Source organism: Acidovorax sp. KPB24-03 (assembly GCF_057546605.1).
In genome coordinates, this window is record NZ_BAAJYR010000061.1 from 1 (window position 1) to 17,335 (window position 17,335).

The following is a 17,335-nucleotide window of genomic DNA, read 5'->3' on the forward strand; positions in this document are numbered from 1 at the left end:
CACCTCGCGCTGGAAGGCGACGGACGGCACTGGTACGCCACCATCGTCTCGGCCGAGTTCGAGGGCAAGCGTGCCATCCAGCGCCACCAGCGCGTCTATGCCACGCTGGGCACCCGCATGCAGACCGACGAGGTGCATGCGCTGTCCATGAAGACCTTCACGCCCGCCGAGTGGGCCGCGCAGGACGCCTGACGGCCTGCGGTTGGTTGCCCACTTTTTGATAGCTATATGCCCTAGTGTTGATTGTGCTGGTGGCCATTTTGGCTTGAACCCCTTCACGGGGTCACCCGGGCGACTGCCTGCGCCCGCGGCGCCTTCACAATGGCCCGATGACCTCACACAAAGAACACATGCTGGCCGGCCGGCTCTACCACGCCGGCGATCCCGAACTCCAGGCCGACATGGCGGCCAACAAACGCTGGCTCGTGCGCTACAACGCGGCGATGGCCGCAGACCCCGCCGAGCGGCGCGCGCTGCTGGCCGAGCACCTGGGCTCGGTGGGCGAGGGGGCCGTGGTGCGCCCGCCGTTCCACTGCGACTACGGCTTCAACATCCACCTGGGCACGGGGGTGTTCCTCAACTTCAACTGCGTGATCCTGGATGTGGTCGAGGTGCGCATCGGTGACGGCACGCAGATCGGGCCGGGCGTGCAACTGCTCGCGGCGGACCACCCGCGGTCGCCGCAGGAACGGGCCCAGGGCCTGGAGTTCGGCCGCCCGGTGACCATCGGCCGTAACGTGTGGATCGGCGCCGGCGCCCTGGTGATGCCCGGCGTGACGGTGGGCGACGACGCGATCATCGGCGCGGGCAGCGTCGTCACGCGCGATGTGCCTGTCGGCGCCACCGTGGTGGGCAACCCGGCCAGGGTGCTGCCGCCGCGCCAGGGCTGAAACACCGGCGCGGGGAGACGCCCGCCTCGCATGCCCCTTCGCTTGTCAGTTCTTTTTCATGCAACTAATAATGTTGCATGAAACAAGACAGCAAGTTATCCGGCGTTCTCCACGTGCTGCTGCACATGGCCGAGAACGACACCCCGTCCACCTCCGAATCGCTGGCCCAGGCCATGCACACGCATCCCGTCGTCGTGCGGCGGGTGATGGCGGGCCTGCGCGAGGCGGGCTTCGTGGCCTCGGCCAAGGGCCATGGCGGCGGGTGGGTGCTGTCGTGCCCGCTGGAGGAGGTGAGCCTTGCCGACATCCACCGCGCCGTGGGCGAGCCGCCGTTCCTGGCCGTCGGCCACCGCACCGAGCGCCCGGAATGCCTGGTGGAGCAGGCGGTGAACGCTGCGCTCGACGGCACTTATCGAGAGGCCGAGGCGCTGCTGCTGGCGCGCCTTGAGCAGATCACCCTGGCCGATCTGTCGCGCGATTTCCACCGCCGCTTCGCCCAGAGCGGCCTGTCGATGAAGGAGGTGTCCCATGCGGTTTGATGCCTTGGTCATCGGCGGCAGCTTTGCAGGCTTGTCCGCCGCCATGCAGATCGCCCGCGCCCGGCGCAGCGTGTGCGTGGTGGATGCGGGCGCGCCGCGCAACCGCTTCGCGGCGGCGTCGCACGGGTTCTTCGGCCAGGACGGCGAACGGCCGCAGGACATGATCGCGCTGGCGCGCCGCCAGCTCCTGGCCTATCCGTCCGTCACGTTCAAGGCGGGAACAGCCACGCAGGCGCGCGCCACCGGCCCGCTGGCCGAAGGCGATGATGGTGGATTCGCCGTGACGCTGGATTCGGGCGAGTCGCTGGCCGCGCGCAAGCTGCTGCTGGCCACCGGCGTGCGGGACGAGCTGCCTGCCGTCGATGGCCTGCGCGAGCGCTGGGGCGCCACCGTACTGCATTGCCCGTATTGCCACGGCTACGAGGTCGGTGGCCGACCGCTGGGCACGCTGTACGCCGCGCCCGCTTCGGTGCACCACGCGTTGCTCGTGGCCGACTGGGGCCCGATGACGCTGTTCCTGAATGGCCACGAGGCGCCCGATGCCGAATCGCTGGCGCAACTGTGTGCCCGCGGCATCGCCCTCGAGCCGGCGCGCATCGCGGGCCTGGAAGGGGTCGCGCCCGCCTTGTCCGCCGTGCGCCTGGAGGACGGCCGCCGCGTGCCGATCGAGGCGCTGTTCGTGCCGCCGCGCACGCACATGGCCAGCCCGCTGGCCGAGCAACTGGGCTGCGCCTTCGACGAGGGGCCGGCCGGCCTGGTGATCCGCACCGATGCCACGCAGCAGACCACGGTGCCCGGTGTGTTCGCCGCTGGAGACGCGGCCATGCCGGGCCACAACGCGACGCTGGCATCCGCCAACGGGCTGATGGCGGGCGTGTGGCTGCACAAGGCGCTGGTGTTCGGGACGTGATGCCCGGGCGCCGGAGGACGGCCTGAAAGCGTGGGAGGGTAGACGGGAAGAAGGGAAGGGGGGGCGGCGCTGCGGCGGCCGCCTCGCCATGGGCTGCTAGGCCCCGCTGCCGCAGCGCGGAGCCGCCCCGCCGCTCAGAGAATGATCTTGAGCAGCACGAAAACGACGACGCCGGCGCCCACGCACATGAGCACGCGCTTGCCCTGCGGCATGGGGTTCTTCTTGAGCGAAAAATAGGTGCCGACGCCTGCGCCGATCGAGATGCCGAGAATGGATGCAACGGACATGGGATTCCCTCTGAAGAGTGATGAATGGGTAGGAAGGGGAGGGAAGGTGCGGCCTGCGGCGTCAACCGCATTGCGCTGGGAAAGGCGCGAGTCTAAAGAGCACGGCGCCGCAGACCTGTAACCTCCGGTAATGCGCTCGGACATGGTTGCCAGATTGCTATATGAATGATAGCTATCTGCCGGCGTGGAATCTGCGCCGGGGCCCTGCCGAAGCAAGGCCCGCCGCGCCGCGTTCAGTCCTCTTCCGACTCGCCCAGGAATCCGCCGCTCTGGTGGCCCCAGAGCCGGGCATACACACCGCCCTGTGCCAGCAGCTGTGCGTGCGTGCCTTCTTCGATGACCTGCCCCGCATCCAGCACGATGAGGCGGTCCATCGCGGCGATGGTGGACAGGCGGTGGGCGATGGCGATCACCGTCTTGCCCTGCATCAGCCCGTCCAGGCTCTGCTGGATGGCGGCCTCGACCTCGGAGTCCAGCGCGCTGGTGGCCTCGTCCAGCAGCAGGATGGGCGCATCCTTGAGCATCACCCGCGCGATGGCCACGCGCTGGCGCTGGCCGCCCGAGAGCTTCACGCCGCGCTCGCCCACGTGGGCGTCGTAGCCGCGACGGCCCTGCAGGTCGGTCAGCGTGTCGATGAAGTCCGCGGCCTGCGCTCGAAGGGCGGCCGCGTGCAGGTCCTGCTCGCTCGCGTCGGGCCGGCCGTAGAGGATGTTGTCGCGCATCGAGCGGTGCAGCAGGGAGGTGTCCTGCGTGACCATGCCGATCGCCTGGCGCAGGCTGTCCTGCGTCACGTGCGCGATGTCTTGCCCGTCGATCAGCACGCGGCCGGTCTGCACGTCGTGAAAGCGCAGCAGCAGGTTCACCAGCGTCGATTTGCCGGCGCCCGAACGGCCGATCAGGCCGATCTTCTCGCCCGGCCGGATGGTGAGGTTCAAGCGGTCGATGACCGGCTTGCCGCCCTGGTAGGCGAAGGTCACGTTGTCGAACCGCACCTCGCCGCGCGGCACGGCCAGGGGGCGCGCATCGGGCGCGTCCACCACCGTGCGTGGCCGGGTGAGGGTGTTGATGCCGTCCTGGATGGTGCCTACGCTCTCGAACAGCGTGGTCATCTCCCACATCACCCAGTGGGCATGGCCCGACACGCGCAGCGCCATCGCGGTGACGGCCGCCACCGCGCCCGCGCCCACCTGGCCCAGCGACCACAGCCACAGGGCCGTGCCGCAGGCGCCCATCATCATGGCCACCACCAGGATGTGGTTCACGATCTCGAAGCGGCTCACCAGGCGCATCTGCGCGTAGCCCGTGTGCTTGAACGCATCCATGGCCGCGCGGGCGAACTCGGCCTCGCGCCGGGTGTGCGAGAACAGCTTGACGGTGGCGATGTTGGTGTAGGCGTCGGTGATGCGTCCGGTCATCACCGACCGCGCATCGGCCTGCGCCTTGCCCACCTGACCCAGGCGCGGCACGAAGTACCAGCACGCCAGGCCGTAGCAGACGATCCACACCAGAAAGGGCACCAGCAGCCGCAGGTCGAAGCCGGCGGCCAGCAGCAGGATGGTGAACAGGTACACCCCCATGCCGATCACCACGTCGGTCGTGGTGAAGATCATGTCGCGCACGGCCAGGGCCGTCTGCATGATCTTGGTGGTGATGCGGCCCGCGAACTCGTCGGCATAGAAGGCCATGCTCTGGCCCAGCATCAGCCGGTGGAAGTTCCAGCGCAGGCGCAGCGGGAAATTGATGGCCAGCGTCTGGTGCTTGACGCTGGTCTGCACCGCCACCAGCACGATGCTGCCCAGCAGCATGCCGATCACCAGCGCCAGCGTGCCCCGGCGCTCGGCCCACAGCGCCGCGGGGCTGACCTGGGTGAGCCAGTCCACCACATGGCCCAGCACGGCGAACAGCAGGGCCTCGTACACCGCGATGGCGGCCGACAGGCCCGCCATCATCACCACGTAGCGGCGCAGCCCGCGTGTGCCGGACCACACGAAAGCCATGAAATCCTTGGGGGGCAGGGTGGGTTCGTTGCCGGGGTAGGGGGGAAGTCGCTTTTCGAAAAACTCAAACACAGGCTCAACTCCTTGGGCCGCCATCGTAAGGGGCCGCCGTCGGCCGTGTGCCCGCGGGGTCTTGGCGCTGCCGTTTCGCCATCCCGATCCTTCGATCGTGTCCGACGTGGTGCGCTTCGGGCCGCTGCATAGAATCCCCCGCAGAGCGGCCTGGGCGAACGGCGGGCGCGCCCCCCGGGTCCTGGGCGCTCCTTCTTTTGCCCTCTTTCCTGCCGTCGATCAATCTTTTGGAACAAAGGCTTTCATGCTTGCACCGCAGCAGTGGATTTGGGGCGTGGTCGCCGTGGCGACCAGTGCGGTCATCCTTCGCCCCTGGCGCCTGCCCGAAGCGGTGTGGGCCGTGGCGGGCGCGCTGGCGCTGGTGGGTTTCGGGCTGCTGCCGGCCAGCCAGGCCTGGAGGGGCGTGCTGCGCGGCGAAGACGTATACCTGTTCCTGGCCGGAATGATGCTGCTGTCGGAGATGGCGCGCCGCGAAGGCGTGTTCGACTGGCTGGCGGCCCTGGCGGCCCGCCGTGCCGGCGGCTCGGGCAGCCGGCTTTTCACCTGGGTCTATCTGGTGGGCACGCTGGTCACCGTGTTCCTGTCCAACGACGCGACCGCGGTGGTGCTGACCCCCGCGGTGTTCGCCGTGGCCCGCGCGGTGGGAGCCTCGCCGCTGCCTTACCTCTTCATCTGCGCCTTCGTCGCCAATGCGGCGAGTTTCGTGCTGCCCATCTCCAATCCCGCCAATCTGGTGCTCTGGGGCGGGCACATGCCGCCGCTGCCGCAGTGGCTGGCGCTGTTCGCGCTGCCTTCGCTGGCGTCCATCGCCGCGACCTTCCTGGCGCTGCGGTTCGCGCTGCGCCACCGCATCGACGCCACCATCCGCACCGAAGTGCCTCCCAGCCCCTTGAGCCGCGGCGGCGCCCTGGCGGCCGCCGGGCTGGCCGTGTCGGTGGTGGTGCTGGTGGCCTGCGCGTGGTTGCGCGTGCCGCTCGGCTGGCCCACGCTGGGGGCGGCACTGGTGACCTTGGCGCTGCTGCGCATCGGGTGCGGCAGCGCTGTCTGGCCCACGGTGCGCTCGGTGTCCTGGAGCGTGCTGCCGCTGGTGGCGGGGCTGTTCGTGTTCGTGCAGGCCCTGGAGTACACCGGCGTGGTGGGGCTGCTGGCCGATGCCTTGCGCAAGGCGGCCACGGCCTGGCCGGGCGGCGCGGACGTGGGGGTGGGCGCCTTGCTGGGCATCGCCGCCAATCTCGTCAACAACCTGCCCGCCGGCCTGCTGGCGGGGGCGGCGCTGGATGCCGCGAACGCCTCGCCGTCGATGCGGGCCGCGGCCCTGATGGGCATCGACATCGGGCCCAACCTGTCGATCACCGGTTCGCTGGCCACACTGCTGTGGCTGGCCGCATTGCGGCGCGAAGGCCAATCGGTCAGTGGCTGGCAGTTCCTGCGGCTGGGCGCCTGGGTGATGCCCCTGGGGCTGGGTGCGGCGCTGCTCACCCTGTGGATCACGCACGTCGCGCTGCGCTGACCGGCTGTGTCAACGCGGCCGTCCGGCCGTTGCCCAAAGGCCTATCGGTACACCACGGTGATGCGCGGCACGGCCTTGACCCCGGGCTGGCGCGAGAGGAAATCCGACAGGAACGCGATCAGGCTCTTTTCGCACAGCGCCATCACGGCCGGGTCCGACGCCATGGCCGCGCCTTGCTTGGCCGCGCGCTGCGACGCCTCCTGCGTGAGGCGGATGACCGCGCCCTTGTTGTCGGTCAGCAGGCCGCCCGACAGCACGCGGTGGCGCAGCTGGCTGATGGCCGGGGTCGCCACCAGCGTCGGCTTGGCCAGGTGGATCTCGATGCCGGCCGGAGTGCTGCGCAGCTCGTAGCTCTGGGGCCGCAGGTCGTACCCGAACGAGTACCAGATCGCCACCACGCCTGTGGAGGCCAGGCCCAGCACGGACTTTTCGACGATCTGGGTGGTGCCTTCCTCGCGCACCACGGTGGCCGCCATGAGCTTCATCTGCTCCGACAGCGATTGCTTGCCCACCGTGAGGTAGTCGGTGTAGCGCGTGTAGCCCAGCAACTGCTCGGTCTTCTGGCTCACCTCCTGCTGCAGCTGCGCGACCTGGGCGCGCGCGGCGCGCATGCGTCCCTGCGCCACCCACCAGGCCGTGGCGGCGATGGCGGCCAGCATGGCCAGCAGCAGGGTCAGGAGGGTGAGGCGGGCACGTGACATAAGCAAGGAAGAGGCGAAGAAGGTGCGAAGAAGGCCGGGCAGGACAAGGCGCAGAGCATAGCCGGCTGCCGCGACAGGTCTGGCCGCGAGGGTGGGCCCATGCCGCGCATGGGTTTTCGGAGGACGCATCCGCAGGCATAATTGAGAACCAATCGCATTTTGAAATCGAGGCAAACGATGGCTGGCAGCACTGCAGCGTCCCGCCTGCATGTCGTCTCGCGCATCGCGGCCGGCATGCTGGGCGGCTACGCATTCACCTGGGGGTTCATCGCGCTGTGCGTGGGCCTGGCATTCGCGGCGGGCATGCCATTCCACGATGCCGAGGCCATGGGCTACATCGTGGGCTTCATCGTGTTTCTGGTGGCCTTCCTCTGGGCCTTTTCGGATTCCCGGCTCGGCCGTGTCTGGCTGGTGCTGGCGGGTGGCGGCGCCCTGATGGCCGGCACCGCGTCGCTGGTGCAGATGGCGCTGATCTGACCGGCCCCCTGTGCCGGCGGTTTTCGTGTCCGTCCCGTTGCCCTGTCGGTCCTGTCTGTGCTGTCTGTGCTGTCTTTAGCGGAAAGGCATTCGTCCCGTGTTCCAGAACTTTCGGCTCACCATGGCCTGGCTGCACACCTGGTTCGGCCTGGTGCTGGGCTTCGTGCTCATGGTCGTTTTCTTCTTCGGCTCGCTGTCGGTGTTCGACCGCGAAATCGACCGCTGGGCCATTCCCGAAACCCGGTTCGCCCCGCAGCCCATGCCGTCGTTCGACCGCGTGCTGCAGCCGGCCTTCCAAACCATGACGCGGCCCGATGCCGCCAACCTCGAGGCGGCTCGCAGCCGGGTGAACGGCCCGCTGGCCGACACCTTCCCCATCGTGAACAGCTGGGGCGCCTACACCACCCACCGCGATCCGGTGCTCGGCATGTTCGCCAGCTTCGCCCTGCCCAATGCCAAGGACGCGGACGACCAGGTGTGGGGCACGCGCACCATCGACCCACGCAACGGTAATCCGCTGCCGGACGACCACCTCAAGATCGGCAGCCGGTTCTTCTACCCGCTGCACTACAGCCTGCACCTGGAATGGAAGAGCCTGGGCTACTGGATCGTGGGCTTCGCCGCGCTGATGATGCTGGTGGCGCTGGTCAGCGGCGTGGTCATGCACCGCAAGATCTTCCGCGAGATGTTCACCTTCCGGCCGCGCAAGCACACCCAGCGCAGCGTCCTCGATCTGCACAACCTGACCGGGGTGGTGGCGCTGCCGTTCCATTTCATCTTCGCGCTGTCGGGCCTGGTGATCTTCGGCGGCATCTACTTTCCCGTCACCGAAACCCAGCTGCATCCGCTGCACGAACTGCATGAGCAGCACGAAGCGCTGGAGACCGGCCTGCCGGCCAAGCGCGCAGGCACGCCCGGTACCCTCGCCTCGGTGGACGCCATGGTGGCCGAGGCCCAGCGCCGCTGGGCCGCCAAGGGCATGGCGGGCGAGGTCGGCTATCTGAACGTGCAGCACGTGGGCGATGCCAATGCCTATGTGAGCGTGTTCCGCGCCGGCACCGACCGCGTCACGCTCACGGGGGAGGGCATCCACTTCAAGGGCGCCACCGGCGAGGTGTTGCGCGAAGACCCGCCGCCCACGGCGATCGCGGGCATCAACAACTTCCTCACCGGCCTGCACCTGCAGCATTTCCGGCACTGGCTGCTGCGCTGGCTGTACGTGCTGGGCGGCCTGTCGGGCTGTGTCTGCATCGCCACCGGCTTCATCTTCTTCGTGGAAAAGCGCAAGCGCCAGCATGCCAGGCAAGGCCTCTCCGGCGCGCGCTGGGTGGACGCCTTCGCGGTGACCACCGTGACCGGCATGCTCATCGCCACCTTCGCCATGCTGATCGGCAACCGGGTGCTGCCGTCCGATCTGCCGGGCCGGGGCACCTGGGAGCAATCCGTGTTTTGGGGCGCCTGGGTGCTGGCTTTTCTGCATGGCGTGTGGCGCACGGCGCCGGTGGGGCAGGGCCGGATGGCGCCCGCGTGGGCCGAGCAGTGCTGGGCCGCGGCCGCGTTGGCGGTGGTTGCCGTGCTGCTGAACTGGACCACGACTGGCGACCATCTGCTGCGCACACTTGCTAACGGCTATTGGCCCGTGGCGGGCATGGACCTGGCCCTGCTGACTGCCGCCGCTTTGGCCCTGGTAGCGGCCCGCAGGCTTCGCCAGCGCGCGCGGAGCGCTGCCGCAACGGTGGGCCGCACCGCCCAGGGCATACCGGAGGCTTCTCGTGCTTGACGCATTGCTTTTGCTGGCCGCCGTAGCGGCAACGTCGCCGGGATGGGGTGGCTGGCACTGTCCATGGAAGTGCACTGGGACGAGGCACTCGGCAACGCCACCCCCCAGTCCCGCCGCACGGCAGTGGCGCTGCGCGTGGCAGGCGCCGCCGCGTTGGTTGGATCGTTGGCTTTGTGTCTGAGCGTGGACCACGGCTCGATGGCTTCGCTGGTGTGGGTGATGGCTCTGGCGGGGGCTGCCTTCGGCATCGCCCTGACACTGGCCTGGCGCCCGCGAACACTGGGAATTCTGGTCCCGTGGGTGCCGGCCGCCACGGGTACGGGCCGCTAAGTGAACGAGCGAACTGCGCTACAAAAAGAAAACCCGCCGAAGCGGGTCGAAAAGTAGCCCAGGAGGGAGGAGGAGATCGATTGATGCGGGCTACTGGAGTCCATGATTCCCATCCCAGCTTAGGTGAGGCTTAAATGCACCGATTCTTGATTCCGCACCGGGGCGGTTAACCGTATTCGATTAGGCAAGGCTCTGGCAAATCACGGCTTCGGTGGGGGCGGTTGAGTTCCTTGTTTTATTTTGGGCAACGCTCTCACTGTGACGCGAGAACGGCGGCGTGGTCGGGATTTTTTCGCAGATGTCCTCAATGCTTCGGTTGCGGTGAAGCGATGCATCAGGTCCATGCCGACCATGGCGTGATCAAAGGATCTGTGTGCCATGACCCCATTTTCTCTTTCTGGAACGCGCGGACGCACTTCGAGTTCGTCTTCACAAGAATCTACTCCGGCCTCATCAAGCGCTCGCGGAGGCAGCAGTTCGACCCGCATCCCGCCGGAACTGCAGAACCTGACGCAGCGCAGATCTCGGCAGGACTCGCCCGAAATTCCTCGGCCTATGACGGCCAGAGCGAGTGTTCCCGGATACTCCAGCAGCAGCGACGACGATGAGCCCATAGACACCCGCGCTTGGCTGGCCAACCTATCGCTGGAGCCACCGCCTCGAGCGGAGAAGAGCCCGGAGCAAAAAACACTGGTTCCGGCAAGCACAATTGGCGGCTTTTACGCAACGTGTTCCAACATCATCGGGTTGGTAGACCATTCCAAATCCAAGCTGCCCTCGCAAGGTCCTGCGCAGTGGTTCGCCGAACCCTACATCCGTGCAAAGGATGGGGTCGTACGCCGTTTTCCCGAAATTCGCGGCCAGTTCGGGCATTTTGCGGAACAGATCAAAAATGGTTTGATTTATGACGCTCCTGCGCAACTGACGACAAAGCGGTTTGCAGGACTGGAAGTCAGTGGTGACGGAAAAAAACCGGTATTTGTCGCGAACGGCGTTTCTGTTCCGGCCATTAAATTCGGGCATTTCAGTGTCTATCCCCTGCCAGGAAACCGATTCATGGTTCCACAGCCTGCCTTCAAAGACTGCTCCGCAGCCTGTGAGCTGATGCTGCTGCTGGACCATGGGAAGGTGGACCTGGAGGATCTGAATTCTTCCAAGGTCTATGCTTCAAACACCGCGCGGGACACCCGCGCCGTCATGCACTCGATTAAGTTGGCCACTGGCCTGGAGCCTTTCCAGGTGACGCACGAGTTAAGCTACAAGAGCAGCCTATTCAGCAAAGACAGAAGCAGAAAAGTAGCCTGGCGTGACTTGGCGGAAAAAATCGACCAATACGGCCCCTGCATTCTCGGCAAGGGGGGCACATGCTGATGCTGGACAACGTCCGCGAGAGCAAGGGCAAATTCTTTCTCAGCATTCGCGATCCATTCCATGGCACCAGCTTGGAGATTCAGGAATCAGCGGAGTTTTTCAACAGCGGCAGCAAGGCCCCGGACCATGGGCAGGTGGAAGCCATTTTCCTGCCGAGCGAAGTGGGCGGATCATCAACGCGCTGACGTTCCATCAGTGGGCAGGTGGCGAGCAATGGCACTGGTGGTGCCTCGCTCTGTCTGCACTCACCGCAACAGAAACACCACCACCACGATCACAGCGCCCAGTGCGATATTGACGCCCACCCAGGTGCGGATGGAAGCCAGCGCCTTGCCGCCCGCGGCCCAGTCGCTCGCCGCCACCGCGCGCTGCAGGCGCTTGAACAGCGCGAACCGCACGTGGCCGAACAGGGCTATCATCACGATGCCCAGCGTGGCCATGATCGTCCAAGACAGCGGCATGGAAAACCGGCCGCCCGACTGCGCCGCGGCACGGGCGACATTGCCGATCATCCACAGCCCGCTGGACAGCACCAGCACGACCGCCACCAGCACCGCCCCCAGAAAACGCTGCAGCACGCCGTGCATCAGCGCCACGCGCTGGGCAGGTTCCAGCGCCTGGGCCGCCGGGCGCAGGAAGAAATGGGCGAAGGCCATGCCCCCCAGCCAAACGATGATCGCCAGGACATGGACCAATTGGAGCGCGTTGTACAGCATGGGAGACTTTCTGAGGGGTTCGGGAGCCGGGACGGTTGCCCGGGCAGGGCGCCAGGGCGGGAGGATAGGGCGCCAACGCGGGTGCAAGCACGGCAATGGCTATGGAAAACGACCAGGCCATTGTTACAAAAAAGAACATTGAGGCTATTGACGCCAAAACCGACGTCGATTGTGGCTATCCTCGTGGGTTATCGTGGACGGATTCCCCGCGCCGCGCCCGGGATTTCCTCCATCTGCCCATGACGCTTCCAAAAGCACTGCGATTGCAACGCTGGCCCTGGCTGCCAGGGGTGCTCTGCGCGCTGCTCGGCATGGCTGTCAGTTGGGCACTGTGGAAGCAGCAGAGCGATTCGGTGGCGCGCATCGCACGCGAGCGGTTCACCCAGGAGGCGCGGTCGTTCACCACGGCGCTGGAGGCCCGCATCGCCTCGCATACCGAACTGGTGGTCGGCCTGCGCAGTTTGTTCCTGGTCAACCCACGGCTGGGGCGCGCCGATTTCGAACATGCGGCGCGTGAGTTGCGCCTTGCCCAGCATTACCCCGGCGTGAAGAACGTGGCCTTCACCCGTTACGTGACGCGTGCCGACAAGGAGGCCTACGAGGCCCGGGTGCGGGCCGATGACCTGGCGCGAACGGGCGCGCCGTCCACATTCGCCATCCGCCCGCCCGGCGACCGGCCCGAATACCAAGTGGCCGACTACATCTGGCCGATCGTGGGCAACGAGTACGTCGTGGGCCTGGATGTCGGCTCGCTGCCGGCCACCATGGCGTCCATCCGCTACAGCCGCGACACCGGGCAGGTCGTGGCCTCGGAACCGTTCGACCTGCTGCAGGAGCGCGACAACCGCGCCGGCTTCGTGATCCGGCTGCCCGTGTTCGACGACGGCGCGGGCGGCGTGCGCCGCTACATCGGCTCGGTGGCCGCCACCATCCGCTTCTACGACATGGTGAAGGCCCTGCAGTCCGAGGGCCAACTTCGGGGCGTGGGCATGTCGGTGCGGGACATCGGCTCCGTGAGCGATGGCTCCGCGTCTTCCGAGCGGACGCTGCTGGCGCTGGAAAGCGGCGTGCGTCCCGCCATGGAGCGCTATGAACGTGAGCTTCGCGTGCACGACCGGCGCTGGCGGCTGACCTTCCAGCCCCTGCAGCCCTTCCTGTCGCGCTCGGAGGCGCAGTTGCCGGCGATGATGGGCGGCGGCGGCCTGCTGGTGACGGCCCTGCTGTCCGCGCTCATCACGCTGCTGGTGCGCCGCCGCACGCAGGCCGTGAGCTTCGCCACCGCCGCAGGCTCGGCCCTGCGCGAGAGCGAAGAGCGCTTTCGCGCCCTGTTCAACCAGGCTGCCGTGGGCGTCGCGCAGGTCGAGGCCAGCAGCCGCCGCTTCGTGCGGGCCAACAGCAAGTTCTGCGACATCCTGGGCTACACCGAGGCCGAGTTGTCGACCAAGACGGTGGGCGAGATCACGCACCCCGACGACCTGGCCGCCGGCGAGTCGCTGATGCAGCAGATTGCCCAGGGGCAGATCGAGGAGTTCCGCTACGAAAAGCGCTACTTCCACAAGGAGGGGCGCGTCATCTGGGCCGATCTCACCGTGTCGCCCATGCGCATGCCCGGCAACCCGGCGCACCATTCCATCGCCGTGGTGCAGGACATCACCGAGCGCAAGCAGATGGAAGAGAGCCAGCGCGACAGCGAGCTGCGCCTGCGCGGCATCCTGTACCGCCTGCCGGTGGGCGTGTGTTTGGTGCGCAAGGACGGCGTGGTGAGCTTTCGCAACGAACGCTTCGTGCAGATCTGCGGCTACACCGCCGAAGACGCCCCCACGGTGGACGACTGGTGGCGCCTGGCGTTTCCGGATGCGGCGCAGCGCGAGCAGGCCATCGCCGACTGGCTGGCCGTGTGCGCCGAGGCGCCGGGCCAGGAGGCCATCGCGCCGCGCGAGCACGCCATCACCTGCAAGGGCGGGCAGCTGCGCACGGTGGACCTGGCCGGCGTGGCGCTGGGCGACGACCGCCTCATCACCGTGGTGGACATGAGCCAGCACAAGGCGGCGGAGGAAGAGATCCGCTACCTCGCTTATTACGACCCGCTCACCCAGTTGCCCAACCGCCGGCTGCTGCTCGACCGGCTGCAGCAGGCCCTGGCCGCCAGCACCCGCAGCCAGCGCTGCGGCGCGGTGCTGATGCTCGACCTGGACAACTTCAAGACCCTGAACGAGACCCAGGGCCATGAGCGCGGCGACATGCTGCTGCGCCAGGTGGCGCTGCGGCTGCGCGACTGCGTGCGGGCCGAAGACACCGTGGCGCGCCATGGCGGCGACGAGTTCGTGGTGGTGCTGGAAGACCTGGGTGACAGCCCCGAAGACGCCGCCGCGCGGGCGGAAGAGATGGGCCAGAAGATCCTGGCGGCCCTGCGCCGGCCGTTCGTGCTGGAGGGCGAGGCCCACCACAGCACGCTCAGCATGGGCGTGACCATCTTCCAGGGTGTGCGCGAGACGGTGGACGAACTGCTGCAGCGCGCCGACCTGGCCATGTACCAGGCCAAGGCCGGCGGGCGCAACAGCCTGCAGTTCTACGACCCGCGGATGCAGGCGTTGGTGGCGGCCCGCGCGGCACTCGAATCGGACCTGCGCGAGGGCATCGCGCTCCAGCAGTTCGAGCTGTTCTACCAGCCACAGATGGACAACGGGCGCATCACCGGCGCCGAGGCGCTGCTGCGCTGGCACCACCCGGTGCGCGGCTTCGTCTCCCCGGCCGATTTCATTCCCCTGACCGAAGAGACCGGACTCATCCTGCCGCTGGGCGAATGGGTGCTGCAGGCGGCGTGCGCTCAGCTGGCGCGGTGGGCGCAGCGGCCGGCGCTCTCGCACCTGGGCCTGTCGGTGAACGTGAGCGCGCGCCAGTTCCACCAGAGCGGCTTCGTGGGTCAGGTGCTGGCGGCGCTGGCGAGCACCGGGGCGGATGGCCGCCGGCTCAAGCTGGAGATGACCGAAAGCCTGCTGCTGCAGGACGTGGAGGACACCATCGACAAGATGGCCCAGCTGCGCGCCTATGGCGTGGGCTTCTCGCTCGACGATTTCGGCACGGGCTATTCCTCGCTCGCCTACCTCAAGCGCCTGCCGCTGGACGAGTTGAAGATCGACCAGAGCTTCGTGCGTGACGTGCTCACCGACCCCAACGACGCTGCCATCGCGCGCACCATCGTCGCCCTGGGCACCAGCCTGGGCCTGCGCGTGATCGCCGAGGGCGTGGAGACCGAGGCGCAGCGCGCCTTCCTGGCACGCAACCAGTGCTATGTGTGGCAGGGCTACCTGCTCAGCCCGCCGCTGCCGGCGGACGGCTTCGAACGCCTGGTGATCGATCACGCCGCGGGCCTGAGCCCGCTGATCGTGTGAGGGGCACCGGCCGGCGCCCGCCGTGCCGCAACGCCTGCGGGCCCGCCGGCCCCTGCCGATCGCTTCGAGCCCTCCCATGTTCGAACTGAAAACCCTGGCGCTGTACGCCGTTACCGCGCTGGCGGAGATCGTGGGCTGCTACCTGCCGTGGCTGTGGCTGCGCCAGGGCGCGAGCCCCTGGCTGCTGGTGCCGGCCGCTGCCTGCCTGGCGCTGTTCGCCTGGCTGCTCACTCTGCATCCGGCCGCGGCCGGCCGGGTGTATGCGGCCTACGGCGGCGTCTACGTGGCGGTGGCCCTCGGCTGGCTCTGGGCGGTGGACGGCGTGCGCCCCACCGCGTGGGACCTGGCGGGCGTGGCCGTCACCCTGGCCGGCATGGCGATCATCGCCTTCGCGCCCCGCGCTGGCTGATGCTACTCTTTTGATAGCTATATGCCCTAGTGCTGATTGCGCTGGAGGCCTTTTTTGATTGAAGCGGCGGCGGCTGTAGGAGCGGGCCGTTTCCCTGGCAGTCGCGCCACCCCGGCACGGTATCATCCGGGGCTTGGCCACGCTGGCCCGCCCGGCGGCGCGGCCGCGCCGTTTTGAGCGCTTCAACGCCCCCAGCCCGCCCACAGACCCGTGCGTCTCAACTCCATCAAACTCGCCGGCTTCAAGTCGTTCGCAGAACCCACCAACTTCATGCTGCCGGGCCAACTGGTGGGCGTGGTGGGCCCGAACGGCTGCGGCAAGTCCAACATCATGGATGCGGTGCGCTGGGTGCTGGGGGAGTCCAAGGCCAGCGAGCTGCGCGGCGAGTCCATGCAGGACGTGATCTTCAGCGGCACCACCAGCCGCAAGCAGGCCAGCCGCGCCAGCGTGGAGCTGGTCTTCGACAACGCCGACCACCGCGCCGGCGGGCAGTGGAACCAGTACGGCGAGATCGCCGTCAAGCGCGTGCTCACGCGCGACGGCAACAGCAGCTACTTCATCAACAACCAGCCCGTGCGCCGGCGCGACGTGCAGGATGTGTTCCTGGGCACGGGCCTGGGACCCCGGGCCTACGCCATCATCGGCCAGGGCACCATCAGCCGCATCATCGAGTCGCGCCCCGAAGAGCTGCGCCTGTTCCTGGAAGAGGCCGCGGGCGTCTCCAAGTACAAGGAGCGCCGCCGCGAGACCGAAAACCGCCTGTCGGACACGCGCGAGAACCTCACGCGGGTCGAGGACATCCTGCGCGAGCTGAACGCCAACCTGGAGCGCTTGGAAAAGCAGGCCGAGGTGGCTGCCCGCTACAACGCGCTGCAGGCCGACGTCACCCTCAAGCAGCACCAGCTGTGGTTCTTGAAGCGCGCCGATGCCGAGGCCGAGCAGGCCAAGGTGCGCGCCGACGGCCTGCAGGCCGTGAACGACCTCGAATCGCGCATGGCCGACCTGCGCTCGGTCGAATCCGACCTCGAAACCATCCGACAGGCGCACTATGCCGCGGGCGACCACGTCAACCAGGCCCAGGGAAAGCTCTACGAGGCCACGGCCGAAGTGGGCCGCCTGGAGGCCGAGATCCGCTACGTGGTGGAAGGCCGCCAGCGCGTGGAACTGCGCCTCGCCCAGCTCGCCGAGCAGATCGCGCAGTGGTCGGCCCGCAAGGAAGAGGCCGAACACGAGATGGAGAACCTCGCCGGCGCCGGCGTGGACGCCGACGAGCGTGCCGAACTGCTGGCCGCCCAGGTTGAGGAACAGGCCCTGCAGCTGCCCGACCTCGAAGAGGCGCTGCGCCAGGGCCAGCAGCGTGCCAACGAGCAGCGCGGCGCCGTGGTGCAGGTGCAGCAGCAGATCGGTGTGCTGGCCGCCGAGCAGCGCAGCATCGACGAGCAAAGCCGCCAGCTCGATGCCCGCCACGAGCGCCTGCGCACCGACCGCAACGCGCTGGCCGCGCCCGACGAGGCGCGGCTGGTCAACCTGCGCGGCCAGCTCGATGCCGCCCAGGAGGGCGCCGAAATGGCCGAGGCCCGGCTGGCCGAGCTGCAGGAATCCGTGCCGCAGCTGGACGAGGACCGCCGCACCCGCCAGCAGGCCGTGAACGTGGAAAGCGCCCGCCAGGCCGACCTGTCGGCGCGCATGGAGGCGCTGAAGGCGCTGCAGGAGAAGGTCAAGACCGATGGCAAGCTGCAGCCCTGGCTGGCGCGCCACGGCCTCGACGGCCTGCAGGGCCTGTGGAGCCGCATCCACATCGAGCCCGGTTGGGAGAACGCGCTGGAGGCCGCGCTGCGCGAGCGCCTGGGCGCCCTCGAAGTCAGCCGGCTCGACAGCGTGCGCGGCTTTCTCGGCGCGGGCGGCAACGATGCGCCACCGGCCCGGCTGGCCTTCTACACCGCGCCGCCCGCCG

17 protein-coding genes are annotated in these 17,335 nt (G+C 68.0%); 13 read left to right on the forward strand and 4 right to left on the reverse strand.

The window, feature by feature from the left end:
- From AC27KI_RS09865 to AC27KI_RS09880, 4 genes are all read left to right on the forward strand, one after another.
- Nucleotides 1-192: BolA family protein (locus AC27KI_RS09865; protein WP_487113621.1), on the forward strand; the 192-nt coding region annotated here is incomplete at its 5' end.
- Between the two features lie 137 nt (nt 193-329).
- Nucleotides 330-890: a sugar O-acetyltransferase gene (locus AC27KI_RS09870; RefSeq protein ID WP_487113623.1), complete on the forward strand. Its 561-nt coding sequence runs from the start codon at nt 330-332 to the stop codon at nt 888-890.
- 77 nt (nt 891-967) lie between these two features.
- Nucleotides 968-1,429 carry an Rrf2 family transcriptional regulator gene (locus AC27KI_RS09875; RefSeq protein ID WP_272569551.1) on the forward strand — a complete coding sequence of 154 codons (462 nt, stop codon included), beginning with the start codon at nt 968-970 and terminating at the stop codon, nt 1,427-1,429.
- Nucleotides 1,419-2,339, forward strand: coding sequence for an NAD(P)/FAD-dependent oxidoreductase (locus AC27KI_RS09880; protein WP_487113625.1), 921 nt, complete (start codon nt 1,419-1,421; stop codon nt 2,337-2,339). Before AC27KI_RS09875 ends, AC27KI_RS09880 begins: the two co-directional genes overlap by 11 nt.
- A gap of 134 nt (nt 2,340-2,473) precedes the next feature.
- On the opposite strand, the gene AC27KI_RS09885 is transcribed toward AC27KI_RS09880, so the two are convergent.
- Nucleotides 2,474-2,626: a hypothetical protein gene (locus tag AC27KI_RS09885; protein WP_272569550.1), complete on the reverse strand. Its 153-nt coding sequence runs from the start codon at nt 2,624-2,626 to the stop codon at nt 2,474-2,476.
- Between the two features lie 233 nt (nt 2,627-2,859).
- Nucleotides 2,860-4,695, reverse strand: coding sequence for an ABC transporter ATP-binding protein (locus tag AC27KI_RS09890; protein ID WP_284431169.1), 1,836 nt, complete (start codon nt 4,693-4,695; stop codon nt 2,860-2,862).
- 244 nt (nt 4,696-4,939) lie between these two features.
- Between AC27KI_RS09890 and AC27KI_RS09895 the strand changes: the two genes are divergently transcribed.
- Nucleotides 4,940-6,205: an SLC13 family permease gene (locus tag AC27KI_RS09895; protein ID WP_284431168.1), complete on the forward strand. Its 1,266-nt coding sequence runs from the start codon at nt 4,940-4,942 to the stop codon at nt 6,203-6,205.
- Between the two features lie 41 nt (nt 6,206-6,246).
- Here AC27KI_RS09895 and AC27KI_RS09900 read toward each other — a convergent pair whose 3' ends face one another.
- Nucleotides 6,247-6,906 (reverse strand): hypothetical protein, encoded by a 660-nt coding sequence (locus AC27KI_RS09900; RefSeq protein WP_487113628.1) that lies wholly within the window; start codon nt 6,904-6,906, stop codon nt 6,247-6,249.
- 177 nt (nt 6,907-7,083) lie between these two features.
- Between AC27KI_RS09900 and AC27KI_RS09905 the strand changes: the two genes are divergently transcribed.
- From AC27KI_RS09905 to AC27KI_RS09925, 5 genes are all read left to right on the forward strand, one after another.
- Entirely contained in the window at nt 7,084-7,383 is a 300-nt protein-coding gene (locus AC27KI_RS09905; RefSeq protein WP_272569545.1) for an iron uptake protein, read from the forward strand.
- 97 nt (nt 7,384-7,480) lie between these two features.
- Nucleotides 7,481-9,163 (forward strand): PepSY-associated TM helix domain-containing protein, encoded by a 1,683-nt coding sequence (locus AC27KI_RS09910; protein ID WP_487113630.1) that lies wholly within the window; start codon nt 7,481-7,483, stop codon nt 9,161-9,163.
- A 42-nt stretch (nt 9,164-9,205) separates the two neighbouring features.
- Nucleotides 9,206-9,493 carry a DUF3325 domain-containing protein gene (locus tag AC27KI_RS09915; protein ID WP_487088276.1) on the forward strand — a complete coding sequence of 96 codons (288 nt, stop codon included), beginning with the start codon at nt 9,206-9,208 and terminating at the stop codon, nt 9,491-9,493.
- Between the two features lie 378 nt (nt 9,494-9,871).
- On the forward strand, nt 9,872-10,864 hold the full coding sequence (locus tag AC27KI_RS09920; RefSeq protein WP_487088274.1) for a hypothetical protein: 993 nt from the start codon (nt 9,872-9,874) through the stop codon (nt 10,862-10,864).
- On the forward strand, nt 10,858-11,049 hold the full coding sequence (locus tag AC27KI_RS09925) for a hypothetical protein (RefSeq protein ID WP_487088272.1): 192 nt from the start codon (nt 10,858-10,860) through the stop codon (nt 11,047-11,049). Before AC27KI_RS09920 ends, AC27KI_RS09925 begins: the two co-directional genes overlap by 7 nt.
- Before the next feature lie 60 nt (nt 11,050-11,109).
- Here the strand turns inward: AC27KI_RS09925 and AC27KI_RS09930 are convergent, their stop codons facing one another.
- Nucleotides 11,110-11,580, reverse strand: a complete 471-nt coding sequence (locus AC27KI_RS09930; RefSeq protein WP_487088270.1) for a CopD family protein — start codon at nt 11,578-11,580, stop codon at nt 11,110-11,112.
- Between the two features lie 239 nt (nt 11,581-11,819).
- Between AC27KI_RS09930 and AC27KI_RS09935 the strand changes: the two genes are divergently transcribed.
- The 3 genes from AC27KI_RS09935 to AC27KI_RS09945 form a co-directional block, all read left to right on the forward strand.
- The gene (locus AC27KI_RS09935) at nt 11,820-14,972 is read left to right on the forward strand and encodes a bifunctional diguanylate cyclase/phosphodiesterase (protein ID WP_487113632.1); all 3,153 of its coding nucleotides are present in this window, start codon (nt 11,820-11,822) and stop codon (nt 14,970-14,972) included.
- Between the two features lie 76 nt (nt 14,973-15,048).
- Nucleotides 15,049-15,381 carry a YnfA family protein gene (locus AC27KI_RS09940; protein WP_284404347.1) on the forward strand — a complete coding sequence of 111 codons (333 nt, stop codon included), beginning with the start codon at nt 15,049-15,051 and terminating at the stop codon, nt 15,379-15,381.
- A gap of 210 nt (nt 15,382-15,591) precedes the next feature.
- The coding region (locus AC27KI_RS09945) for a chromosome segregation SMC family protein (protein WP_487113634.1) at nt 15,592-17,335 on the forward strand (1,744 nt) is incomplete at its 3' end.

What these genes read in the sequence shown, in the direction of transcription:
- AC27KI_RS09870 (WP_487113623.1), top strand. Translation starts at nt 330, where the DNA reads ATGACCTCACACAAAGAACACATGCTGGCCGGCCGGCTCTACCACGCC.
- AC27KI_RS09875 (WP_272569551.1), top strand. Translation starts at nt 968, where the DNA reads ATGAAACAAGACAGCAAGTTATCCGGCGTTCTCCACGTGCTGCTGCAC.
- AC27KI_RS09880 (WP_487113625.1), top strand. Translation starts at nt 1,419, where the DNA reads ATGCGGTTTGATGCCTTGGTCATCGGCGGCAGCTTTGCAGGCTTGTCC.
- AC27KI_RS09885 (WP_272569550.1), bottom strand. Translation starts at nt 2,626, where the DNA reads ATGTCCGTTGCATCCATTCTCGGCATCTCGATCGGCGCAGGCGTCGGC.
- AC27KI_RS09895 (WP_284431168.1), top strand. Translation starts at nt 4,940, where the DNA reads ATGCTTGCACCGCAGCAGTGGATTTGGGGCGTGGTCGCCGTGGCGACC.
- AC27KI_RS09900 (WP_487113628.1), bottom strand. Translation starts at nt 6,906, where the DNA reads ATGTCACGTGCCCGCCTCACCCTCCTGACCCTGCTGCTGGCCATGCTG.
- AC27KI_RS09905 (WP_272569545.1), top strand. Translation starts at nt 7,084, where the DNA reads ATGGCTGGCAGCACTGCAGCGTCCCGCCTGCATGTCGTCTCGCGCATC.
- AC27KI_RS09915 (WP_487088276.1), top strand. Translation starts at nt 9,206, where the DNA reads ATGGGGTGGCTGGCACTGTCCATGGAAGTGCACTGGGACGAGGCACTC.
- AC27KI_RS09920 (WP_487088274.1), top strand. Translation starts at nt 9,872, where the DNA reads ATGACCCCATTTTCTCTTTCTGGAACGCGCGGACGCACTTCGAGTTCG.
- AC27KI_RS09925 (WP_487088272.1), top strand. Translation starts at nt 10,858, where the DNA reads ATGCTGATGCTGGACAACGTCCGCGAGAGCAAGGGCAAATTCTTTCTC.
- AC27KI_RS09930 (WP_487088270.1), bottom strand. Translation starts at nt 11,580, where the DNA reads ATGCTGTACAACGCGCTCCAATTGGTCCATGTCCTGGCGATCATCGTT.
- AC27KI_RS09935 (WP_487113632.1), top strand. Translation starts at nt 11,820, where the DNA reads ATGACGCTTCCAAAAGCACTGCGATTGCAACGCTGGCCCTGGCTGCCA.
- AC27KI_RS09940 (WP_284404347.1), top strand. Translation starts at nt 15,049, where the DNA reads ATGTTCGAACTGAAAACCCTGGCGCTGTACGCCGTTACCGCGCTGGCG.